This window comes from Deltaproteobacteria bacterium, from assembly GCA_020845775.1.
Lineage (GTDB): Bacteria > Bdellovibrionota_C > UBA2361 > SZUA-149 > JADLFC01 > JADLFC01.
This window is the reverse complement of record JADLFC010000023.1, coordinates 1-16366: the sequence shown is the minus strand read 5'-3', so window position 1 is coordinate 16366 and position 16366 is coordinate 1. Positions and strand designations below refer to the sequence as shown.

Below are 16366 nucleotides of genomic sequence, written 5' to 3'. Positions count from 1 at the left end.
TTATACAATCGGGGCCGTGCACAAGAATTTCGCTCCACCATATTAGTGAGAGCGTCGGCGCTTTGCTGTTTTTATAGATCGCCACAATAAGCACCTACGTCCGCAATAAACTCCACTACGGGGACTGCGCGCACCTTTATTCCTTGATGGGAAAATACTTTCTTTTCTTGCGCGGTGATGACCATTGCGTTGCTTACCCCCAAATCCTCGGCTGCGTCTACTATGGATTTAAACTCTCGCTGCCTCGTTGCTTCACTACTTAGTGACCAGCATACCTGGATGAGGCTACGAGGCTTACCGAATCCGAGAATGAGAAAATCAATTTCGCGTTTCTGTCCCGTCTTGTAATAGAAAAAGTCCAGATTCGGCTTAAGACCGCTTCGGTATAAGCTTATAAAGACAAAATTCTCTAAAAGTTTCCCCAAATCTTCCTGGCCACCAACCTTCATGCTCGTATAAAAACCATTATCAATTAAATATACTTTCTTATCGGCGCTAACACGCTCTCTGGATTTATACGAAAAATTCTGCAACGCAAATAGCAAATAGGCATCTTCAGCGTAGCTACAGAATTTTGCCACAGTGGCGATAGAAAGTCGGTTTAGCAAGGCTCGCTCTAGGGAACGATAGCTAATTTTACTGGCAAAAGAGTCACGAGTAATAGTTAACATTGCCTTAAGCTCGGTTACGCTGCGCACCTTATAGCGCTGGACAATATCTTTAAGAACAATAGAATCCCACAATTCGCGAAGATAATTTTGGGGATGAACTCGATTCATAACGACGTCAGGGAAACCCCCATATCTCAAATACTCCTTAAACCCGCCGCTGCCGCCACTTGTCTGGGAATGCACCTGACAATACTCGCCAAAGCTAAATGGAAAAACTAAAAAAGCCTCATGGCGTCCGGTAAGAGACGAAGAAAGTTCAGAACTCAAGAGCTTTGAATTGGAACCGGAAACTACTATTCTCTTTCCAGCTCGCTCTAAACGATTCAATAGTTGTTCCCAGCGCGGAAAAACTTGAATTTCATCCAGAAAGTAAAGCGTCGACTTTGGATAAACCTGTGTTAATGCAGTTTCAATGGCATCAAAAGCTACTCCATTGGGCAATTGCTCATCTTCAAAGTTAAAATAAGCATATTCCTCACCTCTCGCTGAAAGCACTTGATGCGCCAGTGTGGACTTGCCGCTTCGCCGAGGTCCAATTACTACCTTTATAAGAGATCGCCTGAGACTCTCAAGCAAAACCGAAAAACTCTCCCTAGTAACAGAAGACATGCTAAGAATATGGTCTTTTTCTGCCTTCTGCCTCAGAACCAGGTTGTAAAGTAGCTCGCCCATATTAAACAAAGTACCAGACTTTGTTTAATATGGCAACTTTATTTTTCTTGAGCAATTAGGTTCCCAACAACATTTTCTCTACCTGCCGCTGTTTATAGCATTTACAAAAAGTAAAATATTTAACTTACTTTTTGAAACGGTTTAGCTACCGCGCAACTCTAGAATTGCATCTCCAGTCTCCACCATTTCACCTGCCTTCAAAAAAATCTCTCTAATGACACCAGCATGAGTGGCAGTAACTATGGTCTCCATTTTCATAGCTTCTATGACAAACAAAGGAGAGTCGGCACTTAGTTCCTCGCCAACTTTAACTAACACCGCAGATAGCTTGCCTTGAAGAGGCGATGCTATTTCGTCATTGCCCTGCGCTTTGCGGTGAGCAATTTTAGTGCTCTTCACTTTAGTATCGCGAACCTCTACCGCGCGCGACTGGCCGTTTAGTTTAAACGATACATGGCGAATACCTGCTTCATCCGGCTCGCTTATATACACTAGCTGTATAATTAAGGTCTTTCCCTCATCGATAGTGACTAAAATCTCCTCATTGGTACGCAAGCCATAAAAAAAGGCCTGTGTCGGAATCTTTGACACGTCGCCGTAGATCTTGCGAAACGATGAATAAGAGGCGAAAACTCTGGGATACATCTTGTATGACAGAAAATCCAAAAAGGAATTGTCGGAACCAAATTCCTCAATAAACTTCTTAAACTCCTCTGCAAAATCAACTGGCGCCAAATGTTCATTTGGACGACTGGTATATGGTTTTTCGCCTTTTAAAACCATTTCCTGCAATCGGCTTGGGAACCCTCCATACGGCTGGCCTAAATCCCCACGAAAATAGCTTTTCAGCGATTCTGGGAACGATAACTCGCTCCCCCTTTGCATGATACCGTCCGCAGTTAAATCGTTTGCCGTCATAAAAAGAGCTAAATCACCTACGACCTTCGATGTTGGCGTAACTTTGATGACATCGCCTAGTAACTGATTTACAGCCTGGTAATTTTGCTTGATATTCTCAAAGCGATCTTCCAGTCCTAGAGCTCGCGCCTGTGGCCTCAGGTTGGAATATTGACCGCCAGGAATTTCATGCTCATAAATTTCAGCCGTGCCAGCTTTTAGCTCGCACTCAAACGGATAGTAGTATTCGCGCACAGCCTCAAAATAAGCAGAATACTTATTCAAAGAAGAAATATCCATGGGATTCTCTCGGGGATGACCTCTAAACATCGACGCAATGGCCTCAAAACTAGGCTGAGAGGTAAGCCCAGACATCGACGAAAGGGCTACATCTAATATATCCACCCCAGCTTCTACAGCCATTAAATAAGTGGCCGCCTGCACTGATGACGTATCATGCGTATGAAGGTGAATTGGTATCTGAACAACCTTTTTTAGCTCCTCAATTAAGAGAGTAGCCGCCTGTGGCTTTAGAAGTCCAGCCATGTCCTTGATAGCCAAAATGTGAGCGCCAGCATCTTCGAGCCGTCTTGCGAAATCTAAATAATACTGCAAATCGAATTTTCTTCTCGCAGGATTTAAAATATCTCCCGTGTAGCACATACAGACTTCGGCAATAGAATTGGTTTCCTCTCTAACAACGCGAATGCTATATAGCATTGCATCTAGCCAATTCATGGAATCAAATATCCTAAAAATATCGACCCCGCACTTGGCAGATTGTCGGATGAACTCTCCGATAAGATTATCGGGATAAGCTGAATACCCTACTGCATTTGAACCGCGCAACAACATCTGCAACAAGATGTTTGGCATTGCCTCTCTGAATAACCGTAAGCGTTCCCAAGGGCACTCGTGCAAAAAGCGCAGAGCTACGTCGAAAGTAGCTCCGCCCCAAACCTCCATAGAAAAAATATTGGGATTATTTTTTGCCAAACTTTCAGCCACGCGAATCATGTCAATTGTTCTAAGCCGCGTTGCCAAAAGCGACTGATGCGCATCGCGAAAAGTCGTATCTGTATACTGTATGGCCTTTTCATTAGATAACCAACTTAGAAAATTATTTCGTCCCAAAGTTAACAACTTATGCCTACTCCCTTCAGGAAAGTCGCCAAAGCGGTTATATTTTGGAACCGATGGCTCACGGAATTTCCTGTTACTGTCTGGGTTCTTAATGTCTGCATTTCCATTAACTGCAACATCCGCTAAATAGTTAAGCACTTTGCTAGCGCGATCCCGACGCTTGCGCCTGCGAAATAATTCCGGCCAGTCATCAATAAAATTTACCGTAGCCTTGCCATCGCGAAAAGTTGAGTGATTTAAAACGTTTTCCAAAAAATCAATGTTAGTTCGCAAACCCCTAATGCGAAATTCCTCTAACGCTCGGTGCAATCTGTCAGCAGCTCCCGCAAGCGTCCTGCCAGAAGATGTAACTTTAACCAAAAGAGAATCAAAAAAAGGAGAAATCTTTGCCCCAGCGTAAGCACTCCCAGCATCCAACCTAATGCCAAATCCCCCAGGGCTCCGATAGGCGCTAATTCGCCCATAATCTGGCTTAAAATCGTTTTCGGGATCCTCTGTAGTTATTCGGCACTGAATAGCATAGCCATTACATGGGATGTCCTTTTGAGAACCAAGCGCAATGCATTCCGAGTCTAGAGAATGGCCAAGGGAAACTAAAATCTGGGCGCGCACCAAATCTATTCCCGTCACCTCCTCCGTAACGGTGTGTTCAACCTGAATGCGAGGATTGACCTCAATAAAATAAATTTTTCCACTCGATTCCAGGAGAAACTCAACAGTCCCAACGCTAAAGTACCCCACCTCCTTTCCAATTTCTAAGGCATATCTAAATAATTCTTCCCTTGTCTCCTGACCAATGGATGGACAAGGAGCGATCTCCACTACTTTTTGAAAGCGCCTCTGAACCGAGCAATCGCGCTCATGGAAGTGCAGCAACCTGCCATGCTTATCGCCAATTATTTGCACCTCGAGGTGTTTTGGGTTTTCGATATACTTTTCCAAAAACACAGTGTCGTTATTAAAAGCCCTAAGCGACTCCGCACGGGCTTCTTTGTATAATGCACTTAACTCGCGTTCCTTTCTAACAACTCGCATCCCCCTACCTCCCCCACCACCGGCAGCCTTAATGATTAGTGGATACGAAATTCTCTTCGCCTCTTCTATAGCCTCCTCTATTGTCTTTACCGCTTGGCTATCCTCAATAACAGGAATCCCCAATTTCCTAGCAATGCGCTTTGCCCCAATCTTGTCACCCAATTTCTCCAAAACCTCGGCGCTGGGGCCAATAAACTCTATGCCAGCATCGCGACAAGCTCTGGCAAAACTCGCATTCTCAGACAAAAATCCATAACCTGGATGTATTGCATCTACGTTTTTTCGTTTAGCTAGTTCGACAATCTCCTCGATATCGAGATATGGTTTAAGCGGTTCGGTTTCTGCCCCTATGAGATAGGCCTCATCTGCTTTATAGCGATGCAGCGAATAGCGATCCTCATAGGTATAGACCGCTAGCGTTCGCATTTTTAACTCAGTAGCCGCTCGCATTACGCGAATGGCTATTTCACCTCGATTAGCAACTAATAAGTTTTTTAGTGTCCGCGCGATCTGGGCCACAATGTTCTTCCTAGATAAATCCCTTAACGCCTCTTAACTGCCTCTATTAGTTGTCGGTAGTGAGACAGTCTCTCTTTAATCTTCACATCCAAACCCCTGTCCGTCGGCTCATAGACGCGCAAGTCCCCTATCTCCTTAGGCAAATATCTCTCCGCTACAAATCCTTCCGGATAGTCATGGGGATACTTGTAGCCAACAGAGTGGCCCATTTCGCGCATCAGTTCTGTGGGAGCATTGCATAGTCGCTCTGGTATTTCTAAATCCGGATACTGCGACACTACCTTCTCCATTTCCTTTAATGCCAGATAAGAAGCATTAGACTTCGAGCAACACGCTAAGTAGATCGCTCCCTGGGCCAAGGGAATCTTAGCTTCTGGTAGACCAACTCGCTCGACCGCTCGATCGACATCTAAGGCGAGCTGTATCGCCCGGGGATCGCAGCTAGCATCTTCCGAGGCAAAGATAATCATGCGACGAGTTATAAAGAGCGGATCCTCGCCCCCCTCTAAAGCGCGTAACATGTAGTAAAGCGCCGCCTCGGGATCAGAGCCGCGCATGGATTTTATAAAGGCCGAAATGCAGTCGTAGTGGTAATCTCCATCTTGGTCAAAATAGATTGGTTGCATCTTAAAATGGGCCTGCAACATTTCTGCCGTTATCGCGCTCCTTCCTTCAGTTCGGGCGTGGATCGCAGCCCATTCTATGGCATTGAGGGCCCGCCTAGCGTCTCCCATGCTCCATTTAGCTAGAGCATTTCGTGCCGTAGGTTCAATTTGCAGATGCCACTCTCCTAAACCTCGCTCGACATCCACTAAAGCCCTGTCTATTAGTTGCTCCAGACAGTTTACAGACAGTGCTTTAAGCGAAATTACGTGCAACCGACTTAAGAGGGCATTTCTCAATCGAAAGCTAACATTGTCAGTCGTCTGACCTATTATAGTGAGCAAGCCCGATTCAATATGTGGCAGGAAGGCATCCTGCTGCGCTTTATTGAAGCGATGAATTTCATCTACGAGGACAACGGTCGATTTGCCCGTCTTTTCTAGCAAGACTTCTGCATTTTCAACCGCCTGGCGAAGTTCTTTTACTCCATCCAAAACCCCCGAAAGGCGAACAAAATGGCAATTGCTCTCTTCTGCAATTACTCGCGCGATTGTAGTTTTGCCGACTCCCGGTGGCCCCCACAAAACTACCGAAGGAATATTGGTATCTTTGCTGCGAATGATTTGGCCAAAAACTGAATTCGGACCTATGGCTTCATCCTGACCCAGGATTTCATCCACCGTCCTAGGCCGCATGCGCTCAGCTAGCGGGACGCGAAAATCAGCCATGTATGTAAAGGCCGTATGCCGCCCGATATGTCTAAAATAAACTTCATTGGTTTAACAGATTCTTTAATACCGTACAAAGTATCCCACCATCGCGGTAGTACTGTATTTCTACAGGAGCGTCTATGCGACTTATCGTATTAAAAGTTTTCTCGCCGCCCTTGGGACTGCGCGCCAAAACAGCAATGGTCTCCCGAGGTTTCATCAAATCATTTAATATTATATCAAAGATTTCATCTCCATTTAATCCCAGGCTTTTTGCATTTTCTCCGGGCATAAATTCAAGCGGCAAAATGCCCATGCCAATTAGATTGCTTCGATGAATCCTCTCATAGCTCTCTGCAATTACAGCCTTAACACCAAGCAAAAATGGCCCTTTAGCTGCCCAGTCGCGCGAAGAACCGCTTCCATACTCCTTCCCCGCCAAAACAATTAGCGGAACATCTTTTTCCCTATAACGCTCGGCAGCGTCAAAAAACGACATTTGCTCACCAGTGTCGTGATACACTGTAACGTTACCTTCTACGCCTGGGACTAAGGCGTTTTTTATCCTCACGTTAGCAAACGTGCCGCGCATCATTATCTTGTAGTTTCCACGACGCGAGCCATAGCTGTTATACTCCTCCGGCTTAACTCCAAGAGATTTCAAATAAACTGCCGCTGGAGAGTTCTTTGCCATAGAGCCAGCAGGGGAAATGTGATCTGTCGTTACGGAATCACCAAAGCAGGCTAGGACTCTAGCATTGCAAATTGACTTAATGTACTTAGAATCAGCAGAAAGCTCAGTAAAAAAAGGCGGCTCCTGTATATAAGTAGAACTTTCATCCCACGAATAAAGCTCGGTCCTTTTAGTCTCAATTCGTTGCCAAGCATCCGACCCTTTAAACACATCTGCGTAGCGATTCTTAAACATCTCTGGCAACACCGCTTCACGCACGGCCGCTGCAATTTCTGCACTACTAGGCCAAATATCGCGCAAATACACTGCATTCCCATCGCTGCCAATACCTATAGGTTCCGTTGTAACGTCCTTAGCAGTAGAACCAGCCAAAGCATAAACTACTACTAAAGGAGGCGAAGCTAAATAATTAGCGCGCGTAAGTGGATGAACCCTACCTTCAAAATTGCGATTGCCCGAAAGCACAGCAGAAACTACTAAATCATTTTCGACAATAGCCTTTTCAACCGCTTCGGGTAGCGGGCCAGAGTTACCTATGCAAGTAGTACAGCCATACCCTACGATAAAAAACCCTATTTTTTCCAAATAGGCTAAAAGTCCAGCCTTCTTTAAATAATCCGTAACGACCGTAGACCCAGGCGCAAGAGACGTTTTTACGTATGGCTTAACCGTTAACCCCCTTTCTACAGCTTTTTTAGCTACTAAACCCGCCGCTATCATCGATGCGGGATTACTAGTGTTGGTACAAGAAGTTATAGCAGCAATGACGACAGCCCCATGGGATATCTCCTCGCTTTCGTTATCAAGTTTTACCACTCCCTTGCGCTCCAAATCATTTGCCTGCAAGCCAAAGCCTTTGGAACCAACAGGAGCAAGAAGGCTCGCCCTGTAACTAGACGCTACATTACTCAATGCCACTCTATCCTGTGGCCGCTTTGGCCCAGCGACACATGGCACAATACTTGACAAGTCCAACTCAACGACCCTAGAGAATTCGGGATCGGGAGTGCTCGCCTCGCGAAACAAACCTTGGCTCTTGTAATACGCTTCAGTAAGCGCAACTAACTCTTCGCTGCGACTAGATTCGCGCAAGTACTGTAATGTTAAATCGTCAACGGGAAAAAAACTAACAGTGCTCCCCTGCTCTGGAGCCATATTGCCAACTGTAGCTCTATCTGCAACGCTCATGAAGTTAAGTCCTGGGCCAAAAAACTCCACAAACTTTTCCACTACTCCAATAGAGCGACAAAGCTCTGTAATCGCTAGCACCAAATCGGTAGCCGTCGTGCCATCTGGCATCTCTCCCAGCAACTTTATGCCGACGACGTCGGGAACTAACATGTAAATAGGCTGATCGAGCATCACTGCTTCAGCCTCAATTCCACCAACACCCCAAGCTAAAACCCCTAGACCATTTACCATCGTCGTATGCGAATCAGTTCCCACACAACTATCCGGATAAACCACATTAGCTTGCCTATTCCAATAGATGCCTTCCGACAAATACTCCAAATTTACTTGATGTATTATGCCGGTCGAGGGCGGAACCACCCGCAAATTGCTAAAGGCGAGTTGTCCCCATTTCAAAAACTCGTATCTTTCACGATTTCGCTGAAACTCGACTTCCTCGTTTTTAGCTAAAGCAGCACTAGTCCCGAAATAATCGACTTGCACTGAATGATCTATTACCAAATCGCAACGAACGAGAGGGTTAATCTTTGCTGGATTGCCCCCAAGGCGCTTCATGGCGTCGCGCATAGCAGCCAAGTCTACAATAGCTGGAACTCCAGTAAAATCCTGTAACACAACTCTTGCTGGCTTATATGGCATTTCTGGACGCTTCTCGCTTAGAGGCTTCCATCCTGCAAGGGTTTTTACATGCTCTTCGGTAAAGACAAAGCCATCGCAATTTCTCAGAACCGACTCCAGTAAAATGCGAATGCTAAATGGCAAACGGGATATGCTTCCAACCCCCAAATCTTCAAGCCCTTGAAGAGGACAATATTTAACTTTTCCAAATTTCTTACCCGATAGTTCTTTAAGCGAAATCATAACATTACCCTAGAAAGCTGCCTTTTTAGCATTTTAATAATCGCCTATTGCCAACGCAAAAATGTTTTCGTAGATTTTGGCCACATTTTGCTCAATAACCGATTAAGGACATGTCAAGAAACATGCCCTTAAAGATTGTAACATTTTATTTGCCGATTAACATGATCCTTTCTATCGATGAGACTAAATTAGATAAAAATTTAATTTGCGATGTGCAATTTAAAGATTTAAAAACCTTTCCCGATGATCGCGGTTTCTTTAGGGAGGTGGTGCGAGTTTCTGATGATTTTTTTCGCGAGGGCTTTGGCCAATGGAGTCATAGCAAAATGGGCAAAGATACCGTCAAGGCTTGGCACTTTCATCATAGGCAAGTAGATTGGTGGTACGTGGGTTTAGGAGTAATTCACACAGTTCTATATGATCTTAGAGAAGAGAGCCCAACGTTTAAAAAGAAGCTTGAATTTAAACTGGGAGAAAATTCGCTAGACCCCCAGGCATTGACTGCCGTCGTGCGAATTCCCACTGGGGTTCTTCACGGATGCAAAGTTTTAAGCGAACAGGCGCATCTGTTTTACATTACGAGTAGAACGTACGATCCGAACGACGAAGGACGTTTCCCCTTTAATTCAGAAATAGTACCCCACAAGTGGGGCGGCAAAAACGAGACACTAATAGTGGCAGAAAACGATAAGAGAACGTTTATGCCAACACAAGATCGAATTCCTATCGATTTTTAGTAACGCGATAATCTTATAGACTGCATCTATTCATCATTAGCATCATTATCGTCGTCATCGCTGTCCGAGCTTTGCTTATTTTCTTCGCGCTCGCGAGCAGTTCCAGTAATTGGCACGAAGCGAACTAATCCCAGATCGCGCGTTATTAAATCATCTCCCCGCTTCTCTATTACCATGAGGATTTCCCCATCAGTATTTTCATCTTCTATGGGAATTACCATCTTCCCTCCGTTTGCCAATTGCGAAATGAGTTCGCGCGGTGGCCTAGGGGCAGCAGCCGTTACTAATATCGCATCGAATGGCGCTTCCTCTTCCCATCCTTTCCAGCCATCTCCTTGCCTAACGGTTACATTTACATACCCTAATCGCTCCAGCCTCTCTTTCGCCTCATCAGCTAGGGAAGAAATTATTTCGACACTAAAAACTCGCGCCCCGAGTTCTGCTAATACTGCCGCCTGAAACCCACTTCCCGTACCTATCTCCAAAACCTTGCTTCCCTGAGATATTCCAGCCTCTTGAGTCATGAGCGCAACGATGTAGGGTTGCGATATGGTTTGTCTTTTCCCAATTGCCAGCGCTCTATCTTCGTAGGCAAAACGAGAAACCTCGCTTGGCACAAATAGATGCCTAGCGACGCGCGACATCGCCTTTAAAACTTCCTGATTAGTAAGCTGAGGCCTATCTAAACCTTGGCTGATAAAAGGACCGTAACCACCTTCAGTTAGAGTCCTGAGATCCATTTCATGCGGAGAGGCGCCATTCACTTTTTCATGAGACATACAGGCTTCTTGTGCTATTAAAAGGCAAAAAATGTAAGGGAAACAAACGACTAGAGCTTTCATCAAAAACTGTTTAGTTCAAGTCACTTAATATATTGACATTCATATAACATGCAAATATGCTCTGTGCAATAATTATAAGTTGTTTCAGGTAGTTATACCGTTTACCATAAATATTTTTGGAAACGGCATGACAAGCAAATGCGTAAGCACTTGCCAACAAACAAAAAATGCTCGTTCCAAAAAGCAAGTTAAATATTTTACTTTTTGGAACGGACATACGCCAAAGGATTGAGCTTTTATATATGGAAACACGGGATAAAGTAAAACAAATCGAGAGAGAATTTACTGCTAAAGAAGTTCAATCCATATTGCGCGGAATGCTCGGGGGCTCAGAAAAAATAGGCCTCGCTCTCTTAAACTACTACTCACGCACGGAGTTGGTAGTGGCCTCGGGAAGAACTCAGCAACGCGGCCGCAATTGCTACAGCTATGCCGACGTCATTTTACTCTCTTGGCTATTTCGCATGAAGCGCGAAGGTTTGCCGGTAAATCGCTTTCGACGTGGCATTTCGTATTTGAGAAAACGCTTGCCAAAACTACACGAGAATCCACGAGACATGATTCTCTTAACGGATGGCAAACAGTTGTTTATAAAGAACAGAATTGAAGATCGCGATGGAATAGCTGAAGTATTGACCGGCCCACGTGCGGGGCAATACGTTTGGGCATATTGCATTGGCTCATTAATCGAAGAAGTCGACACAGTTATTAAGCGACAGTTTAAAAGTGCCGCTTAGTTTTTTCTCGGCAGATTTTTATCATAAATTCGGTCTTGCCGGTGAGCAGTAAAGTAGCAATAGAAGAACACATTAAAGAGTCTGCTCGTGTAAAGTTGTCGCTTCTCGACCACGTTGGTTCTATTAATCGCGCTGTAGAGATTTTAGTCAACACAGTCAGAGATGGAGGTCGCGTTTATTCTTGCGGCAATGGTGGCTCGGCTTGCGATGCTATGCATCTAAGCGAAGAACTCGTCGCGCGCTACAAGATGCACAGACCAGGAATTCCGGCGCACCATTTGTGCGATGCGGGAGTAATAACGTGCTGGGCTAACGATTACAGTTTTAATGAAATATTCGAGCGCCAGGTTGCAACATTTGTTACTAGCAAGGATGCGCTTGTTGCCTTCTCGACTAGCGGCAATTCAATTAATATAGTTAAGGCAGTGGAAAAGGCAAAAGAAATTGGCGCTGTGAGCATTGCTCTCCTTGGAAAAGGTGGGGGCAAGGCGAGAGACATAGCAAACCTCTCTGTAGTCGTTCAATCAGACATCACTGCACATATCCAAGAGGCACATATCGCAATAGTTCACATAATATGCGAACAACTCGAAATGAAATTATTTTCCACTGGCGGAAAAGTTAGCTCTAGTCTCTCGTAAGTTTTCACAAAGGAGCGAGTCTTAAAATGACAGCAAGAGAGGATGTCGTAGAAGCATTAAAAACTGTTATGGATCCCGAGCTTTACATTGATGTGTGGACTCTTGGCCTAATATACGACATTGACATAAACGGCTCTGCCGTTGACATTAGAATGACGTTTACGTCGGTAGCCTGTCCTTTGGGCCCAGAACTAGTAGATGACGTTCGGCAAAAAATTTTAACCCTTGAGGGAGTGGAAATATGCAATGTCGAGGTGGTTTTCGATCCCCCCTGGAAGCCTTCCGATGAGCTAAAAGCCATGCTAGGTATATTGTAATTTTGCCGTTATGGATTTCTTAATTCCCAAGGAGCTACGTGAATTTCGACGCTCCTTACAAAAATTATTGGTAAAGGATGGGCTTCGCGCCACAGCAAAGAGTTTCGATGCGCACAGCGCGTCAAAGAGCTTGGCGCTCGACGAGAAGTTTTTAAACTTATGGGCTGAACTATCTCAGTTAGGCGCTTTTCTTGGGTGTTTAGGAGAAGATTTTGGTGGATTGGGCTTCGATCTCGTAGCAGCGCAATTAATGCTGCTAGAGAGCGCGAGAGTGCTATCTCCCCTTCCCTTATTTGAGACCGTCGCCTTGGGGATTTATCCCTTAAGCCTTATGGGCGACGAACTTAGCAGAGCCGAGTTATTGCCTAAAATTGGGCAGGGTGAAGTTCGCGCTAGCGGTGCTTTTCAGGATTTTTTTGGGCGGAGCAACGCGCCGCCACTATCTGCCAAGATAAAGGAAACCAGGAAGAAAAAAGCTAATGAGGAGAGGACGCAATATCTTTTAAGTGGCAGCGCAACGTTGGTTCCATCGGTAGAGGTTGTAGACATCATTCTAGTGCCGGCAATCATCGATAGTTGTGACAAGGCGCTATTTTTGGTAAAGCGCGAAACGTTTAAAAATCTAGAAATTATAAGACAACCCTCTTTTGATCTCGTTCGCTGTTATTATCGCTTGAATTTTAAAGACACCGAAGCTGAACTCCTGTCGACCAACATAGTTCCCGATGCTGCATGGCAGGAGTTAAGCGACTGCATAGCCATTTTAGCCAGTGCCGAAATGCTTGGAGTTGGACAAACTGCTTTAGACATGTCCGTCGAATATGCCAAGACTCGCAAGCAATTTTCAAAACCCATAGGCAGTTTCCAGGCAATAAGCCATAAGCTAGCGGATATGCATCTAGAACTTCAGAGCGCCACAACCCTATTGCATTTTGCCGCCTGGAGCCGGGCCGGTGACAAGGCGCAATTTTCCCAAAGTGCTGCTGCTATAAAGGCCTACGCTAGCGAAATAGCCCCTAAAGTTGCTGAGCGCGCTATTCAGATTCACGGCGGTATTGGCTTTACATATGAATACGATTTGCACTTATTTCTAAGGAGAGCCATAACACTAGCGTCGTGTTATGGAGATAAAAACCACCACTACAAGCGCGTGGCGGAGCTTGAGCTTGCAAGCTCATAGCGTCTCGCTTCCAAAACTAGTGGAATACGGTTTCCTGACGTTCGCGGAGAAATGAGCGAGCGCAGTGGATAGAACATTAGGAGTAGCCTGAGCCAAAATTACACTAGCGGCTGTGGCCAGCCCGAGGAAGTGTCATAATTGCTGCTTGAACATAAGGCGTAGAGCTCTAAAAGAGCTAGTCTAATATTCCCACAGTTTCGCTTATAGATGTTGGAGATTTCGCTAAACCTTATGGCGTTGTGTTTTTCCAGCAGATTATTCACCAGTAGATAAAGTAGCTCCGCGCTAGTTTGACAGCTGATTAGCGTCGGTATAGTTCTGCGGGCCTTATGAGAGCTAATTATTAGTCCGGCCGTCTGTCTAGTTCTGTACCTTAGTAACTGCATAAAACAATGACCGAGAAGATCGGCGTCATCTACCAATACATAGCAATTCTCCTGTAACGCAGAGTCACTTATAAGTAATTTCTCTGACTTACCAATGCGAAATAGCTTTGCGTCAAAACCACGTTGTTTAAGCTGTAAGGCCAATTGTTCAAGGAACAAAGTCTTTCCCGAGCCCTCCTGCCCTACTACGGCCGAACAGGTTCCAATAGATTTAAGTCGCGAGATGACATCATCCCAACTATCACTTTGGAAGTGATAGTTGAGTTGCTCCAGACGGTCAGTCGAAAATGGGTTGTCTCTTGCTCTCACAGGGCGATCTCTTTGCCATTAGGCGATATACTTATCTCCAGGCGTTCGGTTCCCAGGTCTGGCTCGGCTATTACCTCAATTGCCCATATGAGCGAAATTAGCTTGCCGGAAAAACTATAAGGTCCTATTGGTGTCTGGATGGAAAAAGGACGCTCGCCACTTTGGCCAGGTTTAGTGAAAGTCTCATCTGAAACAATACATACATCTTGACTTCCCTTTCCTTCTGTATACCAAAACAATCTTATGTGAAGCTCTTCAGGATCCTCCGTGAAAGACCAAGAGGTCTTACCCGTTATATTCTCGCCTGGTTTGAACTCGCGTTTGTCCTCCGTAAGAAAAATCTCTAAAGAACTCATACTTAAATAATCTCCGGTTATGCTTCTCTCACTTTGGAAGAATACATACGAGATACTCCGCTAAAAGATCGGGCCAGCGATGAATGACGCCGTGAACTTTGAGTTTCCAGATGATTTTATTATTGGTGCTCTCAAAGGAGTGCATAGTATCTACTGGAATAGTCGCACTTGCTTCACCTTGCTGGACTGTTATCGATTGAGCAGTGTCTATAAGAGCTATTGTCTTAAAGACATTTTTATCTGTATAGGTATTAGTCCCTCGGCGATAAGTAGCTTCTTCAAGACCCTGCAGTTCTATCTTGAAGTGAGAGATTAGGTGCCTTCGACCAGATGTCTTCCAGTTAACTCTTAGAGTATCACCTAGACGCAATTGCTCGGAACTCACGGCAAGCAGAATCCTTGGATTAAACAAAGCAAGAAAGCAATAGATAATACCCACTGCAGTGCCTGCTCCAATCAAGACAAACGGCAGCAGAAAAAGGGCTCGAAACCAATCTGGGTTACCATTTTGCCATCCTTCTATAGCTTGGAACACAAACACAGATAATATGCCATTCCAAATAGCAGAGAAAATAATCATAAAAAATAAGTCACGCATCGGCGAGAAATTAGATGTCAACAAAATATTGCCTTCAGGGGTGACAACACCCGATGATTTGAAAGTTGGAAGCCAATCTGCATTGTCAACCACCGAGGATGAGTAATTCGCAATGTCCAAAGCATACAAACGGCGTTTTCTTCGACGGGAAGATAGCCCAAAATATAACCCCATGGCCCCAAGGCCGATAAATAGCAGTGTGACTATAGCAATCACTAAATTGTCGGAATTAAGCCCTCGCTCTATTACTGCTTCAGTCGGATCAAGCGGATTTACAAAACATTGGAACCTGCGACCGGGCGGATACTGTTTTACTATCCGAGACTTTGCGTCTCGCCCGCTGCTAGAGGTAAAAGGGCTAAAGTTATAGCGGTTTGATTTATACTGTTTGCCATTATTCGTGTACTCGTAAAGTATATCTACACTATACGTCGTCGTGTCGTCACTTGAGTGACTATTTACTCTGCTAGAGATTACCTCACAGTCCGAAGGATTCCAGGTGTTTGCCTCCATTGCATGCATTAGTGGCATGATGATCGCGACGACAAGAAAGCCGAATCCTACTAAGAGAAATATGCCAGACAAAATAATCAGTATGTTTTTGCCATACGAGTCCTTTGCCTTTTTCGAGATAGATTGCTCTCCTTGCGAAACGGCCGCTTTTCGCTTGGCGATCCACATAGCATATAGTCCACCGAAACCTATGCCGAAAAAGATAAGAGGGAATAACAAGAGCAGAGGCGAAAAAATAGATCCATGTTCTAGCACAGACACAGTTGGTGACTGTGGGTTGATATAACAGGCAACCTGCATCCCGTGCGAGTACTTGAGCTCGAGTTTTTGTAGCTCGCCATAGTCGGTAGACCGCATCCCAGAACTGCTGAATCTATTCGACAAAAAGGGCTGCTCTTTAAATGAGTAACTATATTCTACATTAAACTCGTACTTGTCGCCTTTGTCTGTAATAGAGCTCGAAGTAATTGTGCAGATGTGTCTATGCCAGGTGTAACTAACAAGCCCCTCATAAACAGACTGGCCGATAAAATAAGAAAAGAACAGGCCGAATAACAAAAATACCGAAAAAAACAGGCTACCGAAAAGTGCAGCTGTCGGTCCTGTCTCTTCTGACTCAGAACGTAATTTGAATCTCATCTATGACCACCAAAGATTGGCCCTTGTCTGCCGATAATTCTTCCCTAAGCAGCCAGGGCTCATTGCGATAACGCAGGTAAGAATCGGTCTTTAGTAGGTCAATGCAATGAGAATC

General features: G+C 44.9%; 14 protein-coding genes. 5 read left to right on the top strand and 9 right to left on the bottom strand.

Features of this window, described 5'->3' with window-relative positions:
• Window positions 1–71: 71 nt before the first annotated feature.
• The 4 genes from IT291_01375 to acnA all read right to left on the bottom strand — a co-directional run bounded on the left by IT291_01375 (window position 72) and on the right by acnA (window position 8996).
• Window positions 72–1343: an ATP-binding protein gene (locus IT291_01375; GenBank protein ID MCC6219873.1), complete on the bottom strand. Its 1272-nt coding sequence runs from the start codon at window positions 1341–1343 to the stop codon at window positions 72–74.
• Window positions 1344–1484: 141 nt separating this feature from the next.
• Window positions 1485–4937, bottom strand: a complete 3453-nt coding sequence (locus IT291_01370; protein ID MCC6219872.1) for a pyruvate carboxylase — start codon at window positions 4935–4937, stop codon at window positions 1485–1487.
• Window positions 4938–4960: 23 nt separating this feature from the next.
• Window positions 4961–6268, bottom strand: a complete 1308-nt coding sequence (locus IT291_01365; GenBank protein MCC6219871.1) for a replication-associated recombination protein A — start codon at window positions 6266–6268, stop codon at window positions 4961–4963.
• Window positions 6269–6311: 43 nt separating this feature from the next.
• Window positions 6312–8996 carry an aconitate hydratase AcnA gene (gene acnA / locus IT291_01360; protein ID MCC6219870.1) on the bottom strand — a complete coding sequence of 895 codons (2685 nt, stop codon included), beginning with the start codon at window positions 8994–8996 and terminating at the stop codon, window positions 6312–6314.
• 122 nt (window positions 8997–9118) lie between these two features.
• On the opposite strand from acnA, the gene IT291_01355 reads away from it, so the two are divergent.
• Window positions 9119–9733 carry a dTDP-4-dehydrorhamnose 3,5-epimerase family protein gene (locus tag IT291_01355; protein MCC6219869.1) on the top strand — a complete coding sequence of 205 codons (615 nt, stop codon included), beginning with the start codon at window positions 9119–9121 and terminating at the stop codon, window positions 9731–9733.
• A 26-nt stretch (window positions 9734–9759) separates the two neighbouring features.
• Here the strand turns inward: IT291_01355 and IT291_01350 are convergent, their stop codons facing one another.
• Window positions 9760–10473 carry a protein-L-isoaspartate(D-aspartate) O-methyltransferase gene (locus IT291_01350; GenBank protein ID MCC6219868.1) on the bottom strand — a complete coding sequence of 238 codons (714 nt, stop codon included), beginning with the start codon at window positions 10471–10473 and terminating at the stop codon, window positions 9760–9762.
• A gap of 344 nt (window positions 10474–10817) precedes the next feature.
• On the opposite strand from IT291_01350, the gene IT291_01345 reads away from it, so the two are divergent.
• The 4 genes from IT291_01345 to IT291_01330 are packed head-to-tail and all read left to right on the top strand — an operon-like array spanning window position 10818 to window position 13450.
• Entirely contained in the window at window positions 10818–11312 is a 495-nt protein-coding gene (locus tag IT291_01345; protein ID MCC6219867.1) for a hypothetical protein, read from the top strand.
• A 41-nt stretch (window positions 11313–11353) separates the two neighbouring features.
• Window positions 11354–11953 carry an SIS domain-containing protein gene (locus IT291_01340; protein MCC6219866.1) on the top strand — a complete coding sequence of 200 codons (600 nt, stop codon included), beginning with the start codon at window positions 11354–11356 and terminating at the stop codon, window positions 11951–11953.
• A gap of 26 nt (window positions 11954–11979) precedes the next feature.
• On the top strand, window positions 11980–12270 hold the full coding sequence (locus tag IT291_01335) for a metal-sulfur cluster assembly factor (protein ID MCC6219865.1): 291 nt from the start codon (window positions 11980–11982) through the stop codon (window positions 12268–12270).
• A gap of 10 nt (window positions 12271–12280) precedes the next feature.
• Window positions 12281–13450 (top strand): acyl-CoA/acyl-ACP dehydrogenase, encoded by a 1170-nt coding sequence (locus IT291_01330; GenBank protein ID MCC6219864.1) that lies wholly within the window; start codon window positions 12281–12283, stop codon window positions 13448–13450.
• 98 nt (window positions 13451–13548) lie between these two features.
• Here the strand turns inward: IT291_01330 and IT291_01325 are convergent, their stop codons facing one another.
• From IT291_01325 to IT291_01310, 4 genes are all read right to left on the bottom strand, one after another.
• Window positions 13549–14145 carry a hypothetical protein gene (locus tag IT291_01325; GenBank protein MCC6219863.1) on the bottom strand — a complete coding sequence of 199 codons (597 nt, stop codon included), beginning with the start codon at window positions 14143–14145 and terminating at the stop codon, window positions 13549–13551.
• On the bottom strand, window positions 14142–14501 hold the full coding sequence (locus IT291_01320) for a hypothetical protein (protein MCC6219862.1): 360 nt from the start codon (window positions 14499–14501) through the stop codon (window positions 14142–14144). Before IT291_01320 ends, IT291_01325 begins: the two co-directional genes overlap by 4 nt.
• Before the next feature lie 28 nt (window positions 14502–14529).
• The gene (locus IT291_01315; GenBank protein MCC6219861.1) at window positions 14530–16251 is read right to left on the bottom strand and encodes a DUF3592 domain-containing protein; all 1722 of its coding nucleotides are present in this window, start codon (window positions 16249–16251) and stop codon (window positions 14530–14532) included.
• The coding region (locus IT291_01310; GenBank protein MCC6219860.1) for an AAA family ATPase at window positions 16229–16366 on the bottom strand (138 nt) is incomplete at its 5' end. The genes IT291_01310 and IT291_01315, both read right to left, overlap by 23 nt.